The organism is Dermatophilaceae bacterium Soc4.6, from assembly GCA_039889245.1.
Taxonomy (GTDB): domain Bacteria; phylum Actinomycetota; class Actinomycetes; order Actinomycetales; family Dermatophilaceae; genus Lapillicoccus.
Window position 1 is genome coordinate 1,459,826 of sequence record JAZGVH010000002.1, and the last position, 15,236, is coordinate 1,475,061.

The following is a 15,236-nucleotide window of genomic DNA, read 5'->3' on the forward strand; positions in this document are numbered from 1 at the left end:
GCGGGCATGAGCAGCACCGGTCGCGTGCTCTACGCCGGCTTCGCCACCCCGCACCGCAGTGGCGGCGTGCACGTCATGACCCAGCACGTGGGGCTCCTGCGCAAGCACGGCATCGAGGCCTGGCTGTGGCTGCCCGGCGGCGCCGACCGGCCCGGCTGGCTCGACCCCGACCTGCCGGTCGTCACGGGCACGACCATCCCCATCGGCCCCCAGGACCTCCTGGTCGTGCCCGAGACCCCCACCGTGCCCGGCCGCGACCCGGCCCCCGGTGCCCGCACGGTGATCTTCAACCAGAACCACTTCTACACGTATGCCGCGTCACCCCCCGGGCGCTCGGCGCCCGACTTCCCGACGTGGGCCCTGCCCCCCGGCGTGTGGGCCGTGAGCGACGAGAGCCGCGACGTGCTCGCCGCCACCCTGCCGCACCTGACCGTGGCCCTGGTGCCCAACAGCGTCGACGGCGAGCTCTTCCGTCCCGGCCGACCGACCGACGAGCAGACCCGGCAGCACGAGCAGCCCACCCGCGTCACGTGGTTTCCCAGGAAGCGTCCTCGGGAGGCCTCCCTGCTGCGCGAGCTGCTGAGCCACGACCCCCGCCTGGCCGGCGTCGAGCTGGTCGAGCTGGTCGATGCGCCACAAGCCCAGGTGGCCGGGATCCTCTCCGGGACAACGGTCTTCGTCTCCCTCGGGCACAGCGAGAGCTTCGGCCTGCCCGTGGCCGAGGCCCTGGCCTCGGGCTGCCTCGTGGCTGGCTACGACGGCGGGGGCGGGGCCGAGCTCTTCGAGGCCCCCGGCGTCTGGCGGGTCCCCGACCAGCGGCCGCTGCTGCTGCGCGACCGGGTCGTCGACCTGGTGCAGCGGGCCGGTGAGCTGACGGCTCTCCATACGGCCAACCGGGCCTGGGTGCTCGAGCGCTACTCCACCGACCGCACCGCCGCGGCGCTGCTCGAGGCGGTGGAGGCGGCCCGGGCACGGCCGGGGGCTGACGCGGTGGCCACCCACCCGGCCGCCTGGCTCGACACGCTCGGCCCGAACTTCACCGCCTTCGCCTGACCAGAGGCCGTGTCCACAGTGGTCCAGCGCTGCTGGTGACGTCAGTAGCCGTCGCCGACGACGTTGACCAGGTCGTCACCGACGACGAAGCGGCGCAGCTGGGCGGCCACGAGCGCGAAGGCGCGCGGGCCCGCCTGCCGGACGTGACCGGCGGCGTGTGGGGTGAGGATCAGCCCGGGCGCCTGCCACAACGGGTGGTCGGAGGGCAGCGGCTCGGGCTCGACGACGTCGAGACCGGCGCGCAGCCGGCCCGACACCAGCTCGGCGAGCAGGGCGTCGGTGTCGACCACCTTGCCGCGGGCGACGTTGACCAGCATCGAGCCGTCGGGCATCAGCCGCAGGAAGTCGGCGTCGACCATCCCGGTCGTGGCCGGGGTGAGGGGCACGGTGAGGACGACCACGTCGGCCGTCGGCAGCAGGTCGGGCAGCTCGGCGGTCGCGTGGACCCCGTCGCGGGCGCTGTGGGCGACGAGCACGGGCACCGCGTCGAAGGCTCGCAGCCGCTTGGCCGTCTCGTCACCGAGGTCGCCCGCCCCGACGACGAGCACCCGCTTGTCGCGCAGGTCGTCGCCCTCGACGAGGTCCCACCGCGACTCGCGCTGCGCATCGAGGAAGTGCGGCAGCCGCCGCTGCGAGGCGAGGATCATCGCCAGCACCAGCTCGGCCACCGACGTGCCGTGGACACCCCTGGCGTTGCACAGGACCACGCCGTCCGGCACGTGGCCGAGCACGTCCTCCACCCCGGCGCTGGTCAGCTGCACGACCTTCAACGCCGGCAGGGCGGCGAACTTCTCGTCGAGCGCGTCGGCGTCCTCGACCTGCGGCACCCAGAACGTCGTCTCGGCGAGCCGGTCGGGGCGGGGTCCGGTGCCGTCCCAGATGAGCACCTCCACCCCGTCGGGCACCGGTCCCAGCATCGTCGCGGCGTTCTCGTCGGGCAGGCAGACGACAGTCGTGGTGGTCATGGGGCCACGCTAGGTCACCGAGGTTGCGTCGTCGCGCGCGACACCGGCTCGGGTGCCGCAGGGGTGCGGGCCATCGCGGCCAGCACGTCTCGCGCCTCGTGCTCGGCCAGCAGCGGGACGAACCCGCGTACCGGTCCCGAGAGGCCACGGAAGGCGTCGACGACCACGTCGGCGACCACAGCGGCGGGCAATGAGGGGAACCTGCTCTGGAGCCGAACCGTGACCGCAAGGGCAGCAGGGGACTCGTCATCGACGAAGGACAGGTCTACCGTCATGGTCCGCAGCCTGCCCGGCCCACGGCCCCGGGTGAGGGACGATGGTCCCGACAGCTCGGCCGGCATCGGGGACGGCTCGGGGGCCGTGACGGATCACCCCGTTGACCGGGGTAGAACCCCGTGGGTCAGGAGTCACCCAGTCCGCGCTCGCGGCGGGCGGCGACGACCTTGGCCTCGCGCTCGCGCAGCAGCCGGATCTGCGGGTCGTCCTGGCCGATCTGCGCCGGCCCGAAGATGTTCAACGTGGTCGAGCGGATCCGCCAGCCGATGCGGTACCCCAGCGAGAGGAACTCCCTGTCTGCCTTGCTCACGAGACACTCCCCCTCCGGGGGTTGGGTTGTCCTGACGATCATACGGACTCTTCAGCCCCACATTCGGCTCCGTCGGCGCCATCGGCAGCCGCTGCGCGTCGCCCCGTCGCCCCGTCGCCCGCGACTCTCACGGCTGCAGCTCCACCGCCGCACGGAAGCTGCCGTCCATGTGGAAGGGAGTCGACTCGTGCCGGTGGGCGATGCGCCACCCGTCCACGCGACGGCGCAGCCCGAAGGTCGAGCGGTACCAGAGGGAGAACGACTCCGGCTGACCCACCGATCTGGCCGTCATCCGCGTGAGGGTGTGGACGAACGCCACGTCGCCGTCGGCCGTGACGACCGGGTCGCGGTAGTCGATGACAACCGGGCCGTCGAAGGTGCCGAACCAGCGGGCGATCCCCTCCGGCGTGCCGTACGGCGAGTCCGGTCCCTGTTGGAGGGGCGGGGCCAGCGTGTAGGAGACGGCGGCGTCGTCGTACAGGCTCAGAAGGCGCCCGACGTCGCGGGCGGCGTGGGCGGCTGCGTGCTCGTCGAGGACGGCTCGCACGGCCACCTCGGCGGGCTCTCGACGCCAGGTGGGGGTCGAGGGGTCGAGCGGGGTGGTGGTCATGACGTGCTCCCTTCGCTGGCGCCCACCGACGGGCGCCTCCACCATGGTGTCGAGACGGGAGCGGCAGTCTCGACAGTGCGACAGGTGGCCCGGCCACGATCCCCCACCTCCCCCCGACGGCCAGGAGATCCGATGAAGTACCTCATCCTCATCCACAGCAACCCGCACTTCCAGGAGCGCTGGGACGCCCTCACCGACGCCGAGCGGGAGAACTTCGGCCGGGGCCACCTCGCCCTCAGCGCAGAGCTGGCCGACACCGGCGAGCTCGTCGTCTCGGAGGGACTGGTCGACCCGGCCCAGGCCACCTGGGTGCGCTCACGCGGCGGCGAGACGATGACGAGCGACGGCCCGTTCGCCGAGGTCAAGGAGCACCTCGCAGGCTTCTATCTCGTCGACTGCGAGACAGCTGAGCGGGCCGTCGAGATCGGCGCCCGCATCCCCGATGCGGTATGGGGCCTCGTCGAGGTCCGGGCCGTGCTCGACATGAGCGGGTGGGACATGTGACGCTCGACGCCGAGCTGCGCGAGCTGGCGCCGCGTGCCCTCGGTGTGCTCGTGCGCCGGCACGGCTCGTTCGAGGCCTGCGAGGACGCCGTACAGGAGGCGCTGGTCGCGGCCTCGCGCCAGTGGCCGGAAGCAGGCCGGCCACGAAACCCGTTGGGATGGCTCATCACGACCGCGTCACGGCGGCTGGTGGAGGGTTGGCGGAGCGAGTCGGCTCGGCGGCGGCGGGAGGAGCGCTACGCCCTCGAGCAGCCCGGCGCGCCCGGGCCGGGCTCCGCGCACGACGACACGCTGCCCCTGCTCTTCCTCTGCTGCCACCCGGCCCTCACCCCCACCGCCCAGGTGGCACTCACCCTGCGGGCCCTCGGGGGACTGACGACGGCCGAGATCGCCCGCGGCCTGCTGGTGCCGGAACCCACTGTGGCGCAACGGATCAGCCGCGCCAAGAGCAGGATCCGGGCGGCCGGTGCCCACTTCGTCAAGCCCACCGACGAGGAGGTCGCCGAGCGTCTGCCGGCCGTGCTCCGCACGCTCTACCTCGTCTTCACCGAGGGGCACACGGCCAGCTCCGGCCCGTCCCTGCAACGGGTGGAGCTGTCGACCGAGGCCATCCGGCTGGCCCGCCAGCTGCGGGCGCAGCTCCCCGACGACGGCGAGGTCGCCGGGCTGCTCGCCCTGATGCTCCTCACCGACGCCCGACGACCCGCGCGGACCACGCGTCAGGGCGCCCTCGTGCCGCTGGCCGAGCAGGACCGCGGCCGGTGGGACGCCGACATGGTCGCCGAGGGGGTGGCGCTGCTCAGCGAGGTGCTGCCGCGGGCCGTCCCCGGCCCCTTCCAGCTGGAGGCGGCGATCGCGGCCGTCCACGACGAGGCGCCGTCCGCGGAGCAGACCGACTGGGATCAGGTCCTCGCGCTGTACGACGTCCACATCCTGGTGGCGCCCGGACCCATGGTCACGCTCGGGCGGGTCGTCGCTGTCGCGGAGCTGCGCGGCCCGGCCGCGGGGTTGGCTGAGCTCGACGTGGTCGCGACCGACCCCCCGCTTGCCGGTCACTATCGCGTCGACGTCGTGCGAGCCCACCTGCTCGACCGCCTCGGAGACCGGGACGGCGCGCGGGCGGCGTACCTCCGGGCCGCCCAGGGCACCAGGAGCCAGCCGGAGCAGCAGTACCTGCTGGTCCGAGCCGGAGGGCCGGGCCCGGCGGGCACCCGGGTGCCGGGCTCGGAGGAGACCGCCGCAACTCCTTGACCCGATGTTCATGCAACGCCCTTGTCCCGGACACTTGGGCCCCCTGTGATGGCGGGACGGGCGGACTGCGCCCGAACCTGGACCAGGAGGCTTGCAGTGCCTGCACACGACCACTCGCACAACCACCCCCACGACCACCCCCACGGCCCCGACGGGCACGAGCACCCGCACGGTCCGTCCCTCGGATCGTCGGCGGACCTCCCCGAGGCGACCCGCGAGGCGCTCGACCTCGCGATCCCCGACCGCGAGCTGTCGCCCTCCGGCCTCGGTCGTCGCTCCTTCCTCACCCGGGCCGGCCTGATCGGCGCCGCTGCGGCGGGCGGGTCCGTGCTCGCCGGCACCGAGTCGGCTGCTGCCGACTCGGTCCTCGCCCACGACAGCGGCTCAGGGCGCGCCTACCAGTGGCTCGCTGGCGACCACCACATCCACACGCAGTACAGCCCCGACGCCCAGTACCGCGTCATCGACCAGGTCCGGCACGCCTCGGCCTACGGTCTCGACTGGATGGTCATCACCGACCACGGCAGCGTCACCCACGCCAAGCTCGGGGTCGACCAGGTCAACCCCGACATCGTCGCCGCCCGCAAGGTCGTCAAGGACGAGACCCTCGTCTTCCAGGGTCTCGAGTGGAACATCCCGGCCGCCGAGCACGGCACCGTCTTCGTCCACCCCGGCAGCAACGAGGTCGCCGTCCTCAAGGAGTTCGAGAACTCCTTCGACGGCGTCGTCAACGGATGGACCGCCTCTTCGCCCGACAACGAGCGGCACGCGCTCGAGGGACTCGACTTCCTCGCTGGCGCCGTCGTCACCCGTCGCGTGCAGGATGCCGCCTTCTTCGCCAACCACCCGGCCCGCAAGGGCCTCGACTCCCCCCACGAGATCCGCGGGTGGCGCGAGCGCCAGCCCAAGATCGCCCTCGGGATGGAGGGTGCGCCCGGCCACCAGGCGGCCGGTATCAAGGCGCCGTACGGGCCGGGCTCGGGTCGGGGCTACTACGACAACTCGCCCTCGGCCGACAGCTTCGCCGGCTACCCCCTCGAGAGCTACATCACCTACGGCGGCTTCGACTGGATGACCAGCACCGTCGGGGGGCTCTGGGACAGCCTGCTCGCCGAGGGCAAGCCGTGGTGGATCACCGCCAACTCCGACTCGCACTCGATCTACCTCGATGACTCGGTGCGCGGTGGTGCCGGGTCGACCGCCGAGTTCGAGGCGCTCGGTCACTACGTCGACCCGGTCCACGGCCTGACGGGAGGGAAGACGACCAACGGCGACTTCTGGCCCGGCTACTACAGCAAGACGCACGTCGGTGCCGCCCGCAGCAGCTATGCCGCGGTGCTCGACGGGCTGCGGGCGGGGCGGGTCTTCGTCGACCACGGCGGTCTCGTCGGGGGGCTCGAGGTCGGGCTGCGGGCCAGGGACGACAAGGGCCCCGGCTCGACCCTCGGGTCGACGGTCATGCCCAAGCGGGGCACGCGGCTCGAGCTCGTCATCTCGGTGACACCGGCGACCCTGCCCAACTGGGCGCAGTTCGTGCCCGAGCTGGCCCGGGTCGACGTCGTGCGCGGCGGGCTCACCGGCCCGGCGAGCGACCGCGACTCGATGTCCGCCCCGGGCACCAAGGTCGTGCTCCAGCGCGACGTCAGCGGGGCCACCGGCACCGTGAGGATCGTGCTCGACCTGGGCGTCGCCGACGAGCCGTTCTACGTGCGCGTGCGCGGCACCGACGGCAAGCGCAGCGCCCCCGGCCTGGGCGGCCCCTCGGTCGACCCGGCCGGCCCGGCCGCCGACGTGCTCGGCGACGCCGACCCGTGGAGCGACCTGTGGTTCTACACCAACCCCATCTGGGTGCTGCCCCGGTGACGACGAGGCCCGCTCCGTGAGCGACCTCGAGGTGGTGCGTCACGCCTTCGCGTGGCGCACCACCGCCGAGGCGGAGCACGACCTGCACCAGTGGTGGGGCACGTGCGCACCGCGGTCGCCGGCGCTCTTCGCGGCGACGCACTTCCTGCCGGAGCACTCCGGTGTCGCCGTCACCATCGAGCACGCGGACGGTGAGCTCACCGTCATCGGCGCTGGTGACCCCTCCCACGCCGGCTGGGCCCTCGAGCACCACCGCCATCGCACCGGTGGCCGGCTCTTCCTCTTCCCCGGGAGCCAGTCGCTGGTCGGCACCACCGCCGTCGGGGCCGTGCTCGGCCTGACCGCCGTCGACGAGGTCGTGGGCATCGGAGTGCCGTCGGTCGACGCCTCGACGCCCCTGCACACGCAGGAGTTCGTGCGCCCGACCTTCGAGCGGGGCCGCGTGCGACTGCTGGTGCGGCCGGCCCCGGGGGGCGCCGTCGTCCCCTTCGAGCAGCCCGAGCCCACCCCCTGCTGCGCCACGCACGGCTGAGCCGGGATCGACGACCGACCGAGATGTCGCCACTGCGCCACCTCGGGATGCGGCAACGGTCAAGGGCCCTTATTATACCCATCGACGCCTAAATCGGGCGTATCGGTCACGGCCTCGCGCCGTCCTCAGAGGGGAACCCCCACATGCCCAGCCCGTCCCGCCCGCCCCGCACCCACCGGACCATCGCCACCACGGCGACCGCCGTCACCGTGGGCGTCACCGCCGCTGTCGCCGGTGTCCTGTGCGGCGTCGCCCCCGCCCAGGCCACCACCCCTGCCGGCGCGCACCCCTCCGCAGCGAGCGTCGTCGGCGGCGGTGCCTACGTGCCGGTCACCCCGAGGCGCAGCATGGACACCCGCACCGGCCTGGGCCTCGGCCGGGTCGCCAAGGTCGGCCCCGGCCAGACGGTCACCGTCCCCCTCGCCGGCCGCGCCGGCATCCCTGGAGCCGGTGCCGCGAGCGCCGTCGTCGTCAACCTGACCGAGACCAACAACACGGCTGGCAGCTACCTCACCGCCTACCCCGCCGGTCTCCCGCAGCGCCCGGGCACGTCGTCCCTCAGCTTTGCCGGCCGCTCGACCCAGAGCAACCTCGTCACCGTGCCGCTGTCGGCCGACGGCAAGGTCGCCATCTACAACGCCGCTGGCTCCACCGATGTCGTGGTCGACGTGGTGGGCTACTACGCCACGGACGTCAGCACGACGTACGGCGGGCTGCAGACCCTCCCGCCGTCGCGGGTCTTCGACTCGCGTGACGCGGGCGTCGCCTTCCAGGACGGCGACGGGGTCGACATCGCCCTCGACTTCACCACCAGCGGGAACCCGAATGCCAACGACCAGGTGAGGGCCTTCGTCGTCAACCTGTCTGCGGCCAACCCCACGTCAGGTGGCTACTTCAAGGCCTGGGCCACCGGGCAGACGCCGGCGACGACCCCCTCGCTGACCTTTCGACCCGGAGTCGACGGGGGCAGCCTGGCCATCATCGAGCGAGGCGACAGTGCGAGCCTGCCGTCGATGACCTTCGACGCCTCCGTCGGTGGTGGCTCGGCCAACCTGCTCATCGACCTCGTCGGCGTCTTCACCGCCCCGGGCGCCAGCGCGGACGCCCGCTTCACACCCCTCGAGACCCCGATCCGGGTCGTCGACACCCGCAGCACCACCTCCCCCAACCTCGCCGCAGCCCAGACCCGGGAGCTGTCCGCGCCCACCCTGGGCGGCCCCACGACGACCGCACTGGCCGCCAACCTCACCATCGTGGGGCCGACCGCCCCGACCTACGTCACGGTCTACCCGGGTGACCTCACCACACGACCGACGGTCAGCAGCATCAACGCCGGCCGGGGCACCATCGTGGCCAACGGGGCGATCCTCGGCCTGTCGTCCCCGCGCACGACCCCCGACCTCAAGGCCTACAACGCGGTCGGCACGACGCCGTTCGTCATCGACGTCACCGGCACCTTCCAGAGCGCTCCGGGCGTGGCGGCCGCCCGGGCCCCGCAGTGGAGCAAGGCCCGGGTCGAGGCGACCCGGACCCGCTGACCTGACCGAGGGGTCACCCCCGACACGTCGAACGCGGATCAAGGGACGTCGGGCCCAGATCGGCAATCCCGCCCCCGAGGGGCTTCCGTCGCCTACCGTCTTTCCGGGGCGCCCTGCTGGGCGCCCCGGTCGCGGCGCCGCGCCGCCTCTCAGGGGGAACCACCACATGAGCACCACCACACCCGCTCGCCGCTCGCGCGTCGCCGTCACCTGCACGGCCACCGCCCTGCTCACCGGGCTCACCGGGCTTGCCGCGCTCGGCACGGCCGTGGCGCCGGCCCAGGCCGCGTCGCCCACGACGACAGGCCGGGCGGCTGCGGCCACACCGATCACGGGCGGTGGCTACGTGCCGCTGATGACGCCCCGCCGGGCCATGGACACCCGCACCGGGCTCGGGCTGCCCCGAGCAGCCAAGATCGGGCCCGGCCAGACCGCGACGGTCCCACTCGCCGGTCGCGCCGGCGTGCCCAGCGGCGGCGGCGCCTCGGCCGTCGTGATCCACCTGACCGAGACCGGCAGCACTGCGGGCAGCTACCTCAGCGCCTACCCTGCCGATGTCTCGCGACCGACCGTCTCCTCGCTGAACTTCGCCGGCCGGTCGACGCGCGGCAACCTCGTGACCGTTCCCCTGCACGCTGACGGCAAGGTCACCGTCTACAACGCGGTGGGCTCCACCGACGTCGTGGTCGATGTCGTCGGCTACTACGCCACGGCCGAGAACGCCACGTACGGCGGCCTGCAGCCGGTCACCCGCGGCCGATACGACTCCCGCGCGGACGGGACGCCCTTCTACGACGGCTACAACATCGACCTGGGGTACGACTTCGGTGGCAACAACCCCGACATCCGGGCCTTCGTTGTCCACCTGAGCGCCGACCGACCCTCGGCCGCGGGCTACTTCACCACCTCCGCCAGCGGCCAGCCGGACTCGACGACGCCGTCGCTGATCTTTCCCCGTGGCACGGGAGCCTCCAACCTCGCGATCGTCGAGCGTGGTGACTTCACCTACTCCGGTCCCGACGGCGGCACCTTCCCCTCGATGCACGTCGCAGCGAGCACGGGCAGCGGCTCGGTCCACCTCATCGTCGACGTCATCGGCGTGTTCACCGCACCGGGCGCCAGCCAGGACGCGCGCTTCGTGCCCCTGTCGACACCGCAGCGCATCCTCGACACGAGGACCCCCGGCACCGGTGGCCCCAACCTGGCCCCGGGCGAGGACCGCAGCCTGAGCGCCGACGCCGTGGGCACGACCGGCACGACGGCGCTGGCCGCGAACATCGCCGTCGCAGGACCGAGCGCCCCCACCTACGTGACGCTCTACCCCTCGGACTTCGAGTCACGCCCCCTGGCCAGCAGCATCAACGCCGCCCGGGGCGACGTCGTCGCCAGCGGCGCCGTCATCCCCCTCGCCCCGACACCGCGAGCCGACTCGATCGGCTTCAACGCCTTCAACGCCGCCGGGACGACCCCGCTCATGATCGACGTCGCCGGCACCTTCGACGCGCCGGTGATCGGGCTCGGAGCCAAGCGCACCGGCGCGAGCACGGCCTGGACCCCGGTCACCACCCACTCGCACACGGGGCGCTGACCGGCGGCTCAGCGACGCGGCCCCTCCGGCGACGGGACCGACGGCGACTGGCCGGAGGCTGACGGCAGGGCCTGCACCACGTAGGCCAGCTCGTAGGTCCCCGGGGTGATCCGGTAGCGGTCGAGCACGTCGGGCCCACAGCTCGCCGTCCCCAGCCCGCGGTGGGCCGCGTCGAGGCACAGCACCAGCCGGTCGTCCGGCACCAACCCGTCACTCGTCAGGGCTGCCCACAGGGCGCGCGACGAGTGGCGGGTCGCCGAGAAGTGGAACGGCGCACCGAGGCTCGTCAGCCGCAGCCGGTCGCCGGTCGCGCTGTCGGCGAGCTCGACCCACGTCGTGTCCGTCCGCAGGCCGTACTCCTGCGGCACGAGGTAGGGCGCCTCGTCGACCCCCGACTCCCACCGGCCGAGGGTGGCCGACCGGTTGCGGTCGGGGTAGTTCTCGTGGGGGCCGCGACCCGACCACCGCACTGTGTCGAAGCGGGGGTCGACGCTCAGCTCGACCCCGACCCTGGGCAGGTCGTCGAGCTCGGGCGGCACCTCGACGACATGGCGGTACTCCACCCCCGCACCGGTGTCGTGGCGCGACACCGTGTGCCGCACCAGCGTCTCGGGGTCACCGTCCGGCAGCCCCCACCGCAGCCAGTGGGTCAGCGCCTTGCCGCCCATCAGCTCGTCGTGCGGGTCGGCCCCGAAGAGCTTGAAGCCGTCGTTGTCCGTGGCGGCCCGCCACAGGTGCAGGCGCGGCTCGTCGATCGCCGAGACGCCGTACGACGCTGTGGGGTCGGCGCCGGCCGGCGGCCGGGCGGTGACCGGCTCGTCGCGCAGCACGACCTGGTCCCAGGCCACGAGGTGGCCGGCGGGGGCGAACCACGTCGCCCCGCGCTCGACCCACGTGACGGTCAGGAGCGCCTGACCCTGCTCCGGCACGGTGCACGGGTAGGGCACCACCGACTCGCCCAGGGGTGCAGCGCTCGGGGTGTCGAGCAGCCCCCGTCCGAGGCTCTCCCCGTCGACGATCAGCTCCCAGTGGCCCTGCAGGTGGCTGAGGTCCGAGAAGGCCTGACGGTTGCGCACCAGCAGGCTGCCCGCATGGGCCCCCACCGCCACCGGTCGGTGCACCCACGCCACCTCGCGCATGGCCGGGTGCGGCTCGAGCTCGGCCGACACGAGCCCGTCGGCGACGAAGTTGCCGTCGTTCGGCTCGTCACCGAACTGACCGCCGTAGGCGAGCCGCTTGCGGCTGCCCTCGGTCCCGTCGATGCTCTGGCGCAGCCCGTGGTCCTTCCACTCCCAGATGAAGCCACCCTGCAGCCCGGCCGTGGTGTTGATGACGTCCCAGTAGTCGGCGAGCGAGCCGTTGCTGTTGCCCATCGCATGGGTGTACTCGCACATGATGAGCGGCCGATCCGCCTCTCCTGCAGCAACTTTGAGGCCGTATTCGTGGATGGCCGCGATCTCGGGATACATCGGGCAGACCACGTCGGTCGCGGCACGGCCGCCGTCGACCCAGCCCTGCGTGCGGATCGCGTCCTCGTAGTGCAGCGGCCGGCTCGGGTCGACCCGGCGCAGCCAGCCGGCGAGGGCGTCGTGGTTGGCGCCGTAGCCGCTCTCGTTACCGAGGCTCCACAGGACGATGCTCGGGTGGTTGCGGTCGCGAGCGACCATCCGCGCACCCCGCTCGAGGAACGCGTCACGGTAGGTCGGGTCCTCGCAGACCGTGCGGTTGTAGGCGTGGCACTCGATGTTGGCCTCGTCGACGACGTAGAAGCCGAGCTCGTCGCACAGGTCGTAGAACGCGCCGTCGTTGGGGTAGTGCGAGGTGCGGACGGCGCTGATGTTGTGGCGCCGCATCTGCTCCAGGTCGGCCCGCATGTCGGCGACCGTCACGGCGCTCCCGCGGTCCGGGTGGTGGTCGTGCCGGTTGACGCCGAAGACCCAGATGCGCTGCCCGTTGACCAGCAGGTCCGCACCGCGGATCTCCACGCGCCGGAAGCCGACTCGCGTCGAGACGGTGTCGACCACGACGCCGTCGGGGTCGAGCAGGTCGACGACAACGGCATACAGGCTGGGGGTCTCGGCGCTCCACGGGTCGACGGTCAGGTCGGGCCAGGTGGTGTCGACGACGTGGCCGAGGAAGACGTAGGGCTTGGCGAAGACGTCGGGCACCTCGCCCGTGGCGGCCGCCGCTCCCGGCACGTCGAGCCGGGTCCGCACCGTCCAGCCCGGCTCGGGCGCGCCGCCGAAGCCGACCGTGGCGCGCACGTCGGCCCGTCCCACCCCCCGCTCGGCGTCCCAGTCGGCGGTGACGACGACGTCGGTGACGCGCGTGCGTGGACGAGCCTCGAGACGCACGCTGCGGTGCAGCCCCGCCATCCACCACTTGTCCTGGTCCTCGACGTAGCTCACTGCGGCGTAGCGCACCACGACGACGACGAGGTCGTTCTCACCCTCGACGAGGTGGGGCGTGACGTCGTACTCGCTGGGCAGGCGGCTGTCGGTGCCGTAGCCGACGAAGACGCCGTTGAGCCACACCGCGTGCACCGCGTCGGCGCCGTCGAGCCGCAGCACCACCTGACGGTCGGCCCACAGCCGGGACGCGGCGAACCGCCGCCGGTAGACGCCCGTCGGGTTGCGGTCGGGCAGGCGGGGCGGCGGGCCGGGGAAGGGCATCTGCACGTTGGTGTAGTGCGGCAGGTCGCCGGGCAGCTGCATGGTCCAGTTGCCGGGCACCGCGACCCTGCTCCAGCCGTCGGCGGGCAGGGCCTGCGGCAGCGGCACGACCACGTCGGCCGGCACCTCCTCGGGCGTGTCGAACAGGCGCAGCGACCAGTCGCCGTCGAGCTCGAGCCGGTAGGCCGGGTCGGTCGGTTCGCGCCGCAGGTCGGCCGAGAGGGGCAACCGGCCGAGGGCCACGCAGGTGGGGTCGGCCCAGGGCCGGAGGACGCCGATGTCAGGGAGCACTCCCCGACCGTACCCAGCCCCCCGATCGCGCGGAACTCGCCCCCTGGCCGCCCTCGTGCTTGGGTGTCGTCATGGACACTCGCCCCGACTGGTGGACCTCCGCCGTCGTCTACCAGGTCTATCCCCGCTCCTTCGCCGACAGCGACGGCGACGGGGTCGGTGACCTCCCGGGAGTCACGGCCCGGCTCGACCACCTGGGACGTCTGGGGATCGACGTCCTGTGGCTCTCGCCGGTCTACCGCTCGCCGATGGACGACAACGGCTACGACATCAGCGACTACCAGGACATCGACCCGATCTTCGGCACCCTCGCCGACATCGACGCACTGATCGCCGGGTGCCACGACCGCGGCATCCGGCTGGTGATGGACCTCGTCGTCAACCACACGTCCGACGAGCACCCGTGGTTCACGGCCTCGCGCAGCAGCGCCGACGACCCCCGGCGCGACTGGTACTGGTGGCGTCCGCCCCGTCCCGGGCACGAGCCGGGCACCCCCGGTGCCGAGCCCACCAACTGGGAGGCGGCCTTCTCCGGGCCGGCCTGGCACTACGACGAGAGCACGGGCGAGTACTACCTGCACCTCTTCTCGCGCAAGCAGCCCGACCTCAACTGGGAGAACCCGCAGGTCCGTCAGGCGGTCTACGCCATGATGCGCTGGTGGGTCGACCGGGGCGTCGACGGCTTCCGGATGGACGTCATCAACCTCATCTCGAAGGACCCCGCCCTGCCGGACACACCGCCCGCCGCCGACACCGGGCTGGGCGCCCCCACCCCGGCCTTCAACGGCCCCCGCCTCGAGGACTACCTGCAGGAGATGAACCGTGAGGTCGGGCTCTCCGACCGCCACCTGCTGACGGTCGGCGAGATGCCGGGCTCCACCGTCGACCTCGCCCGCCGCGTCACCGACCCGTCGAGACGCGAGCTGACCATGGTGTTCACGTTCGAGCACGTCGACCTCGACGTCGTCCCCGGCGGCACGAAGTGGGACCTCGCGCCGCTGCGGCTGCCCACCCTCAAGCGGAACCTCGAGACGTGGCAGGTCGGCCTCGCCGACGTGGGGTGGAACTCGCTCTACTGGAACAACCACGACCAGCCCCGGGCGGTGTCACGCTTCGGCGACGACCGCGCCGCGCACCGGGTGGCGTCGGCCAAGACGCTGGGCACGGTGCTGCACCTGCACCGCGGCACCCCGTACGTCTACCAGGGTGAGGAGCTGGGGATGACCAACTCGCCCTTCGCCTCCATCGACGACTACCGCGACATCGAGTCGGTCAACCACTACGCCGACGCGGCCTCGCGCGGCGAGGACCTGACGGTGGTGCTGCGCTCGCTCGCGGCCAGGAGCCGCGACCACGCGCGGACGCCGATGCAGTGGGACGACTCCCCTCACGCGGGCTTCACCACCGGGCAGCCGTGGCTCCCGACCAACCCGGCCCACACCGAGATCAACGCCGCCGCACAGGTCGACGACCCGGAGTCGGTCTTCGCGCACTACCGGGCGCTCATCGCCCTGCGGCACGACCGGGTGTGTGTGCGCGACGGCCGCTTCACCCTCCTGCTGCCCGACCACGAGCAGCTCTGGGTAATCCGCCGCGACCACGCCGAGGAGACGCTGCTCGTGCTCGCCAACTGCTCGTCCGAGCGGGCCACCCTGGCGACCCACGACCTGCCCGACCTCGAGGGCTCGACGGTGCTGCTCGCCACCCACCCCGACCGCTCGGGCTCCCCCGCCACCCACCTGCTCCCGTGGGAGTCACGCATCCTGCACCTGGCTCGGTAGCCG

At 72.8% G+C, this 15,236-nt stretch carries 13 protein-coding genes; 8 read left to right on the plus strand and 5 right to left on the minus strand.

The features are described 5' to 3' along the window. Positions 1-6 precede the first annotated feature (6 nt). The gene (locus tag V3N99_06695; protein MEO3936432.1) at positions 7-1,053 is read left to right on the plus strand and encodes a glycosyltransferase; all 1,047 of its coding nucleotides are present in this window, start codon (positions 7-9) and stop codon (positions 1,051-1,053) included. Between the two features lie 41 nt (positions 1,054-1,094). On the opposite strand, the gene V3N99_06700 is transcribed toward V3N99_06695, so the two are convergent. From V3N99_06700 to V3N99_06715, 4 genes are all read right to left on the minus strand, one after another. Further along, entirely contained in the window at positions 1,095-2,018 is a 924-nt protein-coding gene (locus tag V3N99_06700) for a 2-hydroxyacid dehydrogenase (protein ID MEO3936433.1), read from the minus strand. Positions 2,019-2,032: 14 nt separating this feature from the next. Further along, complete coding sequence (locus tag V3N99_06705; protein ID MEO3936434.1) at positions 2,033-2,293, minus strand: hypothetical protein; 261 nt, start codon at positions 2,291-2,293, stop codon at positions 2,033-2,035. A gap of 125 nt (positions 2,294-2,418) precedes the next feature. After that, positions 2,419-2,604, minus strand: coding sequence for a hypothetical protein (locus V3N99_06710; GenBank protein ID MEO3936435.1), 186 nt, complete (start codon positions 2,602-2,604; stop codon positions 2,419-2,421). A gap of 127 nt (positions 2,605-2,731) precedes the next feature. After that, complete coding sequence (locus V3N99_06715; GenBank protein MEO3936436.1) at positions 2,732-3,214, minus strand: nuclear transport factor 2 family protein; 483 nt, start codon at positions 3,212-3,214, stop codon at positions 2,732-2,734. Positions 3,215-3,346: 132 nt separating this feature from the next. Here V3N99_06715 and V3N99_06720 point away from each other — a divergent pair, with 132 nt between their 5' ends. From V3N99_06720 to V3N99_06745, 6 genes are all read left to right on the plus strand, one after another. Continuing rightward, the gene (locus tag V3N99_06720) at positions 3,347-3,718 is read left to right on the plus strand and encodes a YciI family protein (GenBank protein ID MEO3936437.1); all 372 of its coding nucleotides are present in this window, start codon (positions 3,347-3,349) and stop codon (positions 3,716-3,718) included. Continuing rightward, positions 3,706-4,968: a DUF6596 domain-containing protein gene (locus V3N99_06725; protein ID MEO3936438.1), complete on the plus strand. Its 1,263-nt coding sequence runs from the start codon at positions 3,706-3,708 to the stop codon at positions 4,966-4,968. The genes V3N99_06720 and V3N99_06725 overlap by 13 nt, the downstream gene beginning before the upstream one ends. 96 nt (positions 4,969-5,064) lie before the next feature. Continuing rightward, a complete protein-coding gene (locus V3N99_06730) occupies positions 5,065-6,831 on the plus strand; it encodes a PHP domain-containing protein (GenBank protein MEO3936439.1) in 1,767 nt (588 codons plus the stop codon). Positions 6,832-6,847: 16 nt separating this feature from the next. Further along, positions 6,848-7,363, plus strand: a complete 516-nt coding sequence (locus tag V3N99_06735) for a hypothetical protein (protein ID MEO3936440.1) — start codon at positions 6,848-6,850, stop codon at positions 7,361-7,363. Between the two features lie 143 nt (positions 7,364-7,506). Then, the gene (locus V3N99_06740; GenBank protein MEO3936441.1) at positions 7,507-8,901 is read left to right on the plus strand and encodes a hypothetical protein; all 1,395 of its coding nucleotides are present in this window, start codon (positions 7,507-7,509) and stop codon (positions 8,899-8,901) included. Positions 8,902-9,067: 166 nt separating this feature from the next. Then, complete coding sequence (locus V3N99_06745; protein ID MEO3936442.1) at positions 9,068-10,489, plus strand: hypothetical protein; 1,422 nt, start codon at positions 9,068-9,070, stop codon at positions 10,487-10,489. 8 nt (positions 10,490-10,497) lie between these two features. On the opposite strand, the gene V3N99_06750 is transcribed toward V3N99_06745, so the two are convergent. Then, the gene (locus V3N99_06750; GenBank protein MEO3936443.1) at positions 10,498-13,452 is read right to left on the minus strand and encodes a glycoside hydrolase family 2 TIM barrel-domain containing protein; all 2,955 of its coding nucleotides are present in this window, start codon (positions 13,450-13,452) and stop codon (positions 10,498-10,500) included. Positions 13,453-13,523: 71 nt separating this feature from the next. On the opposite strand from V3N99_06750, the gene V3N99_06755 reads away from it, so the two are divergent. Further along, a complete protein-coding gene (locus V3N99_06755) occupies positions 13,524-15,233 on the plus strand; it encodes an alpha-glucosidase (GenBank protein MEO3936444.1) in 1,710 nt (569 codons plus the stop codon). Positions 15,234-15,236: the final 3 nt, after the last annotated feature.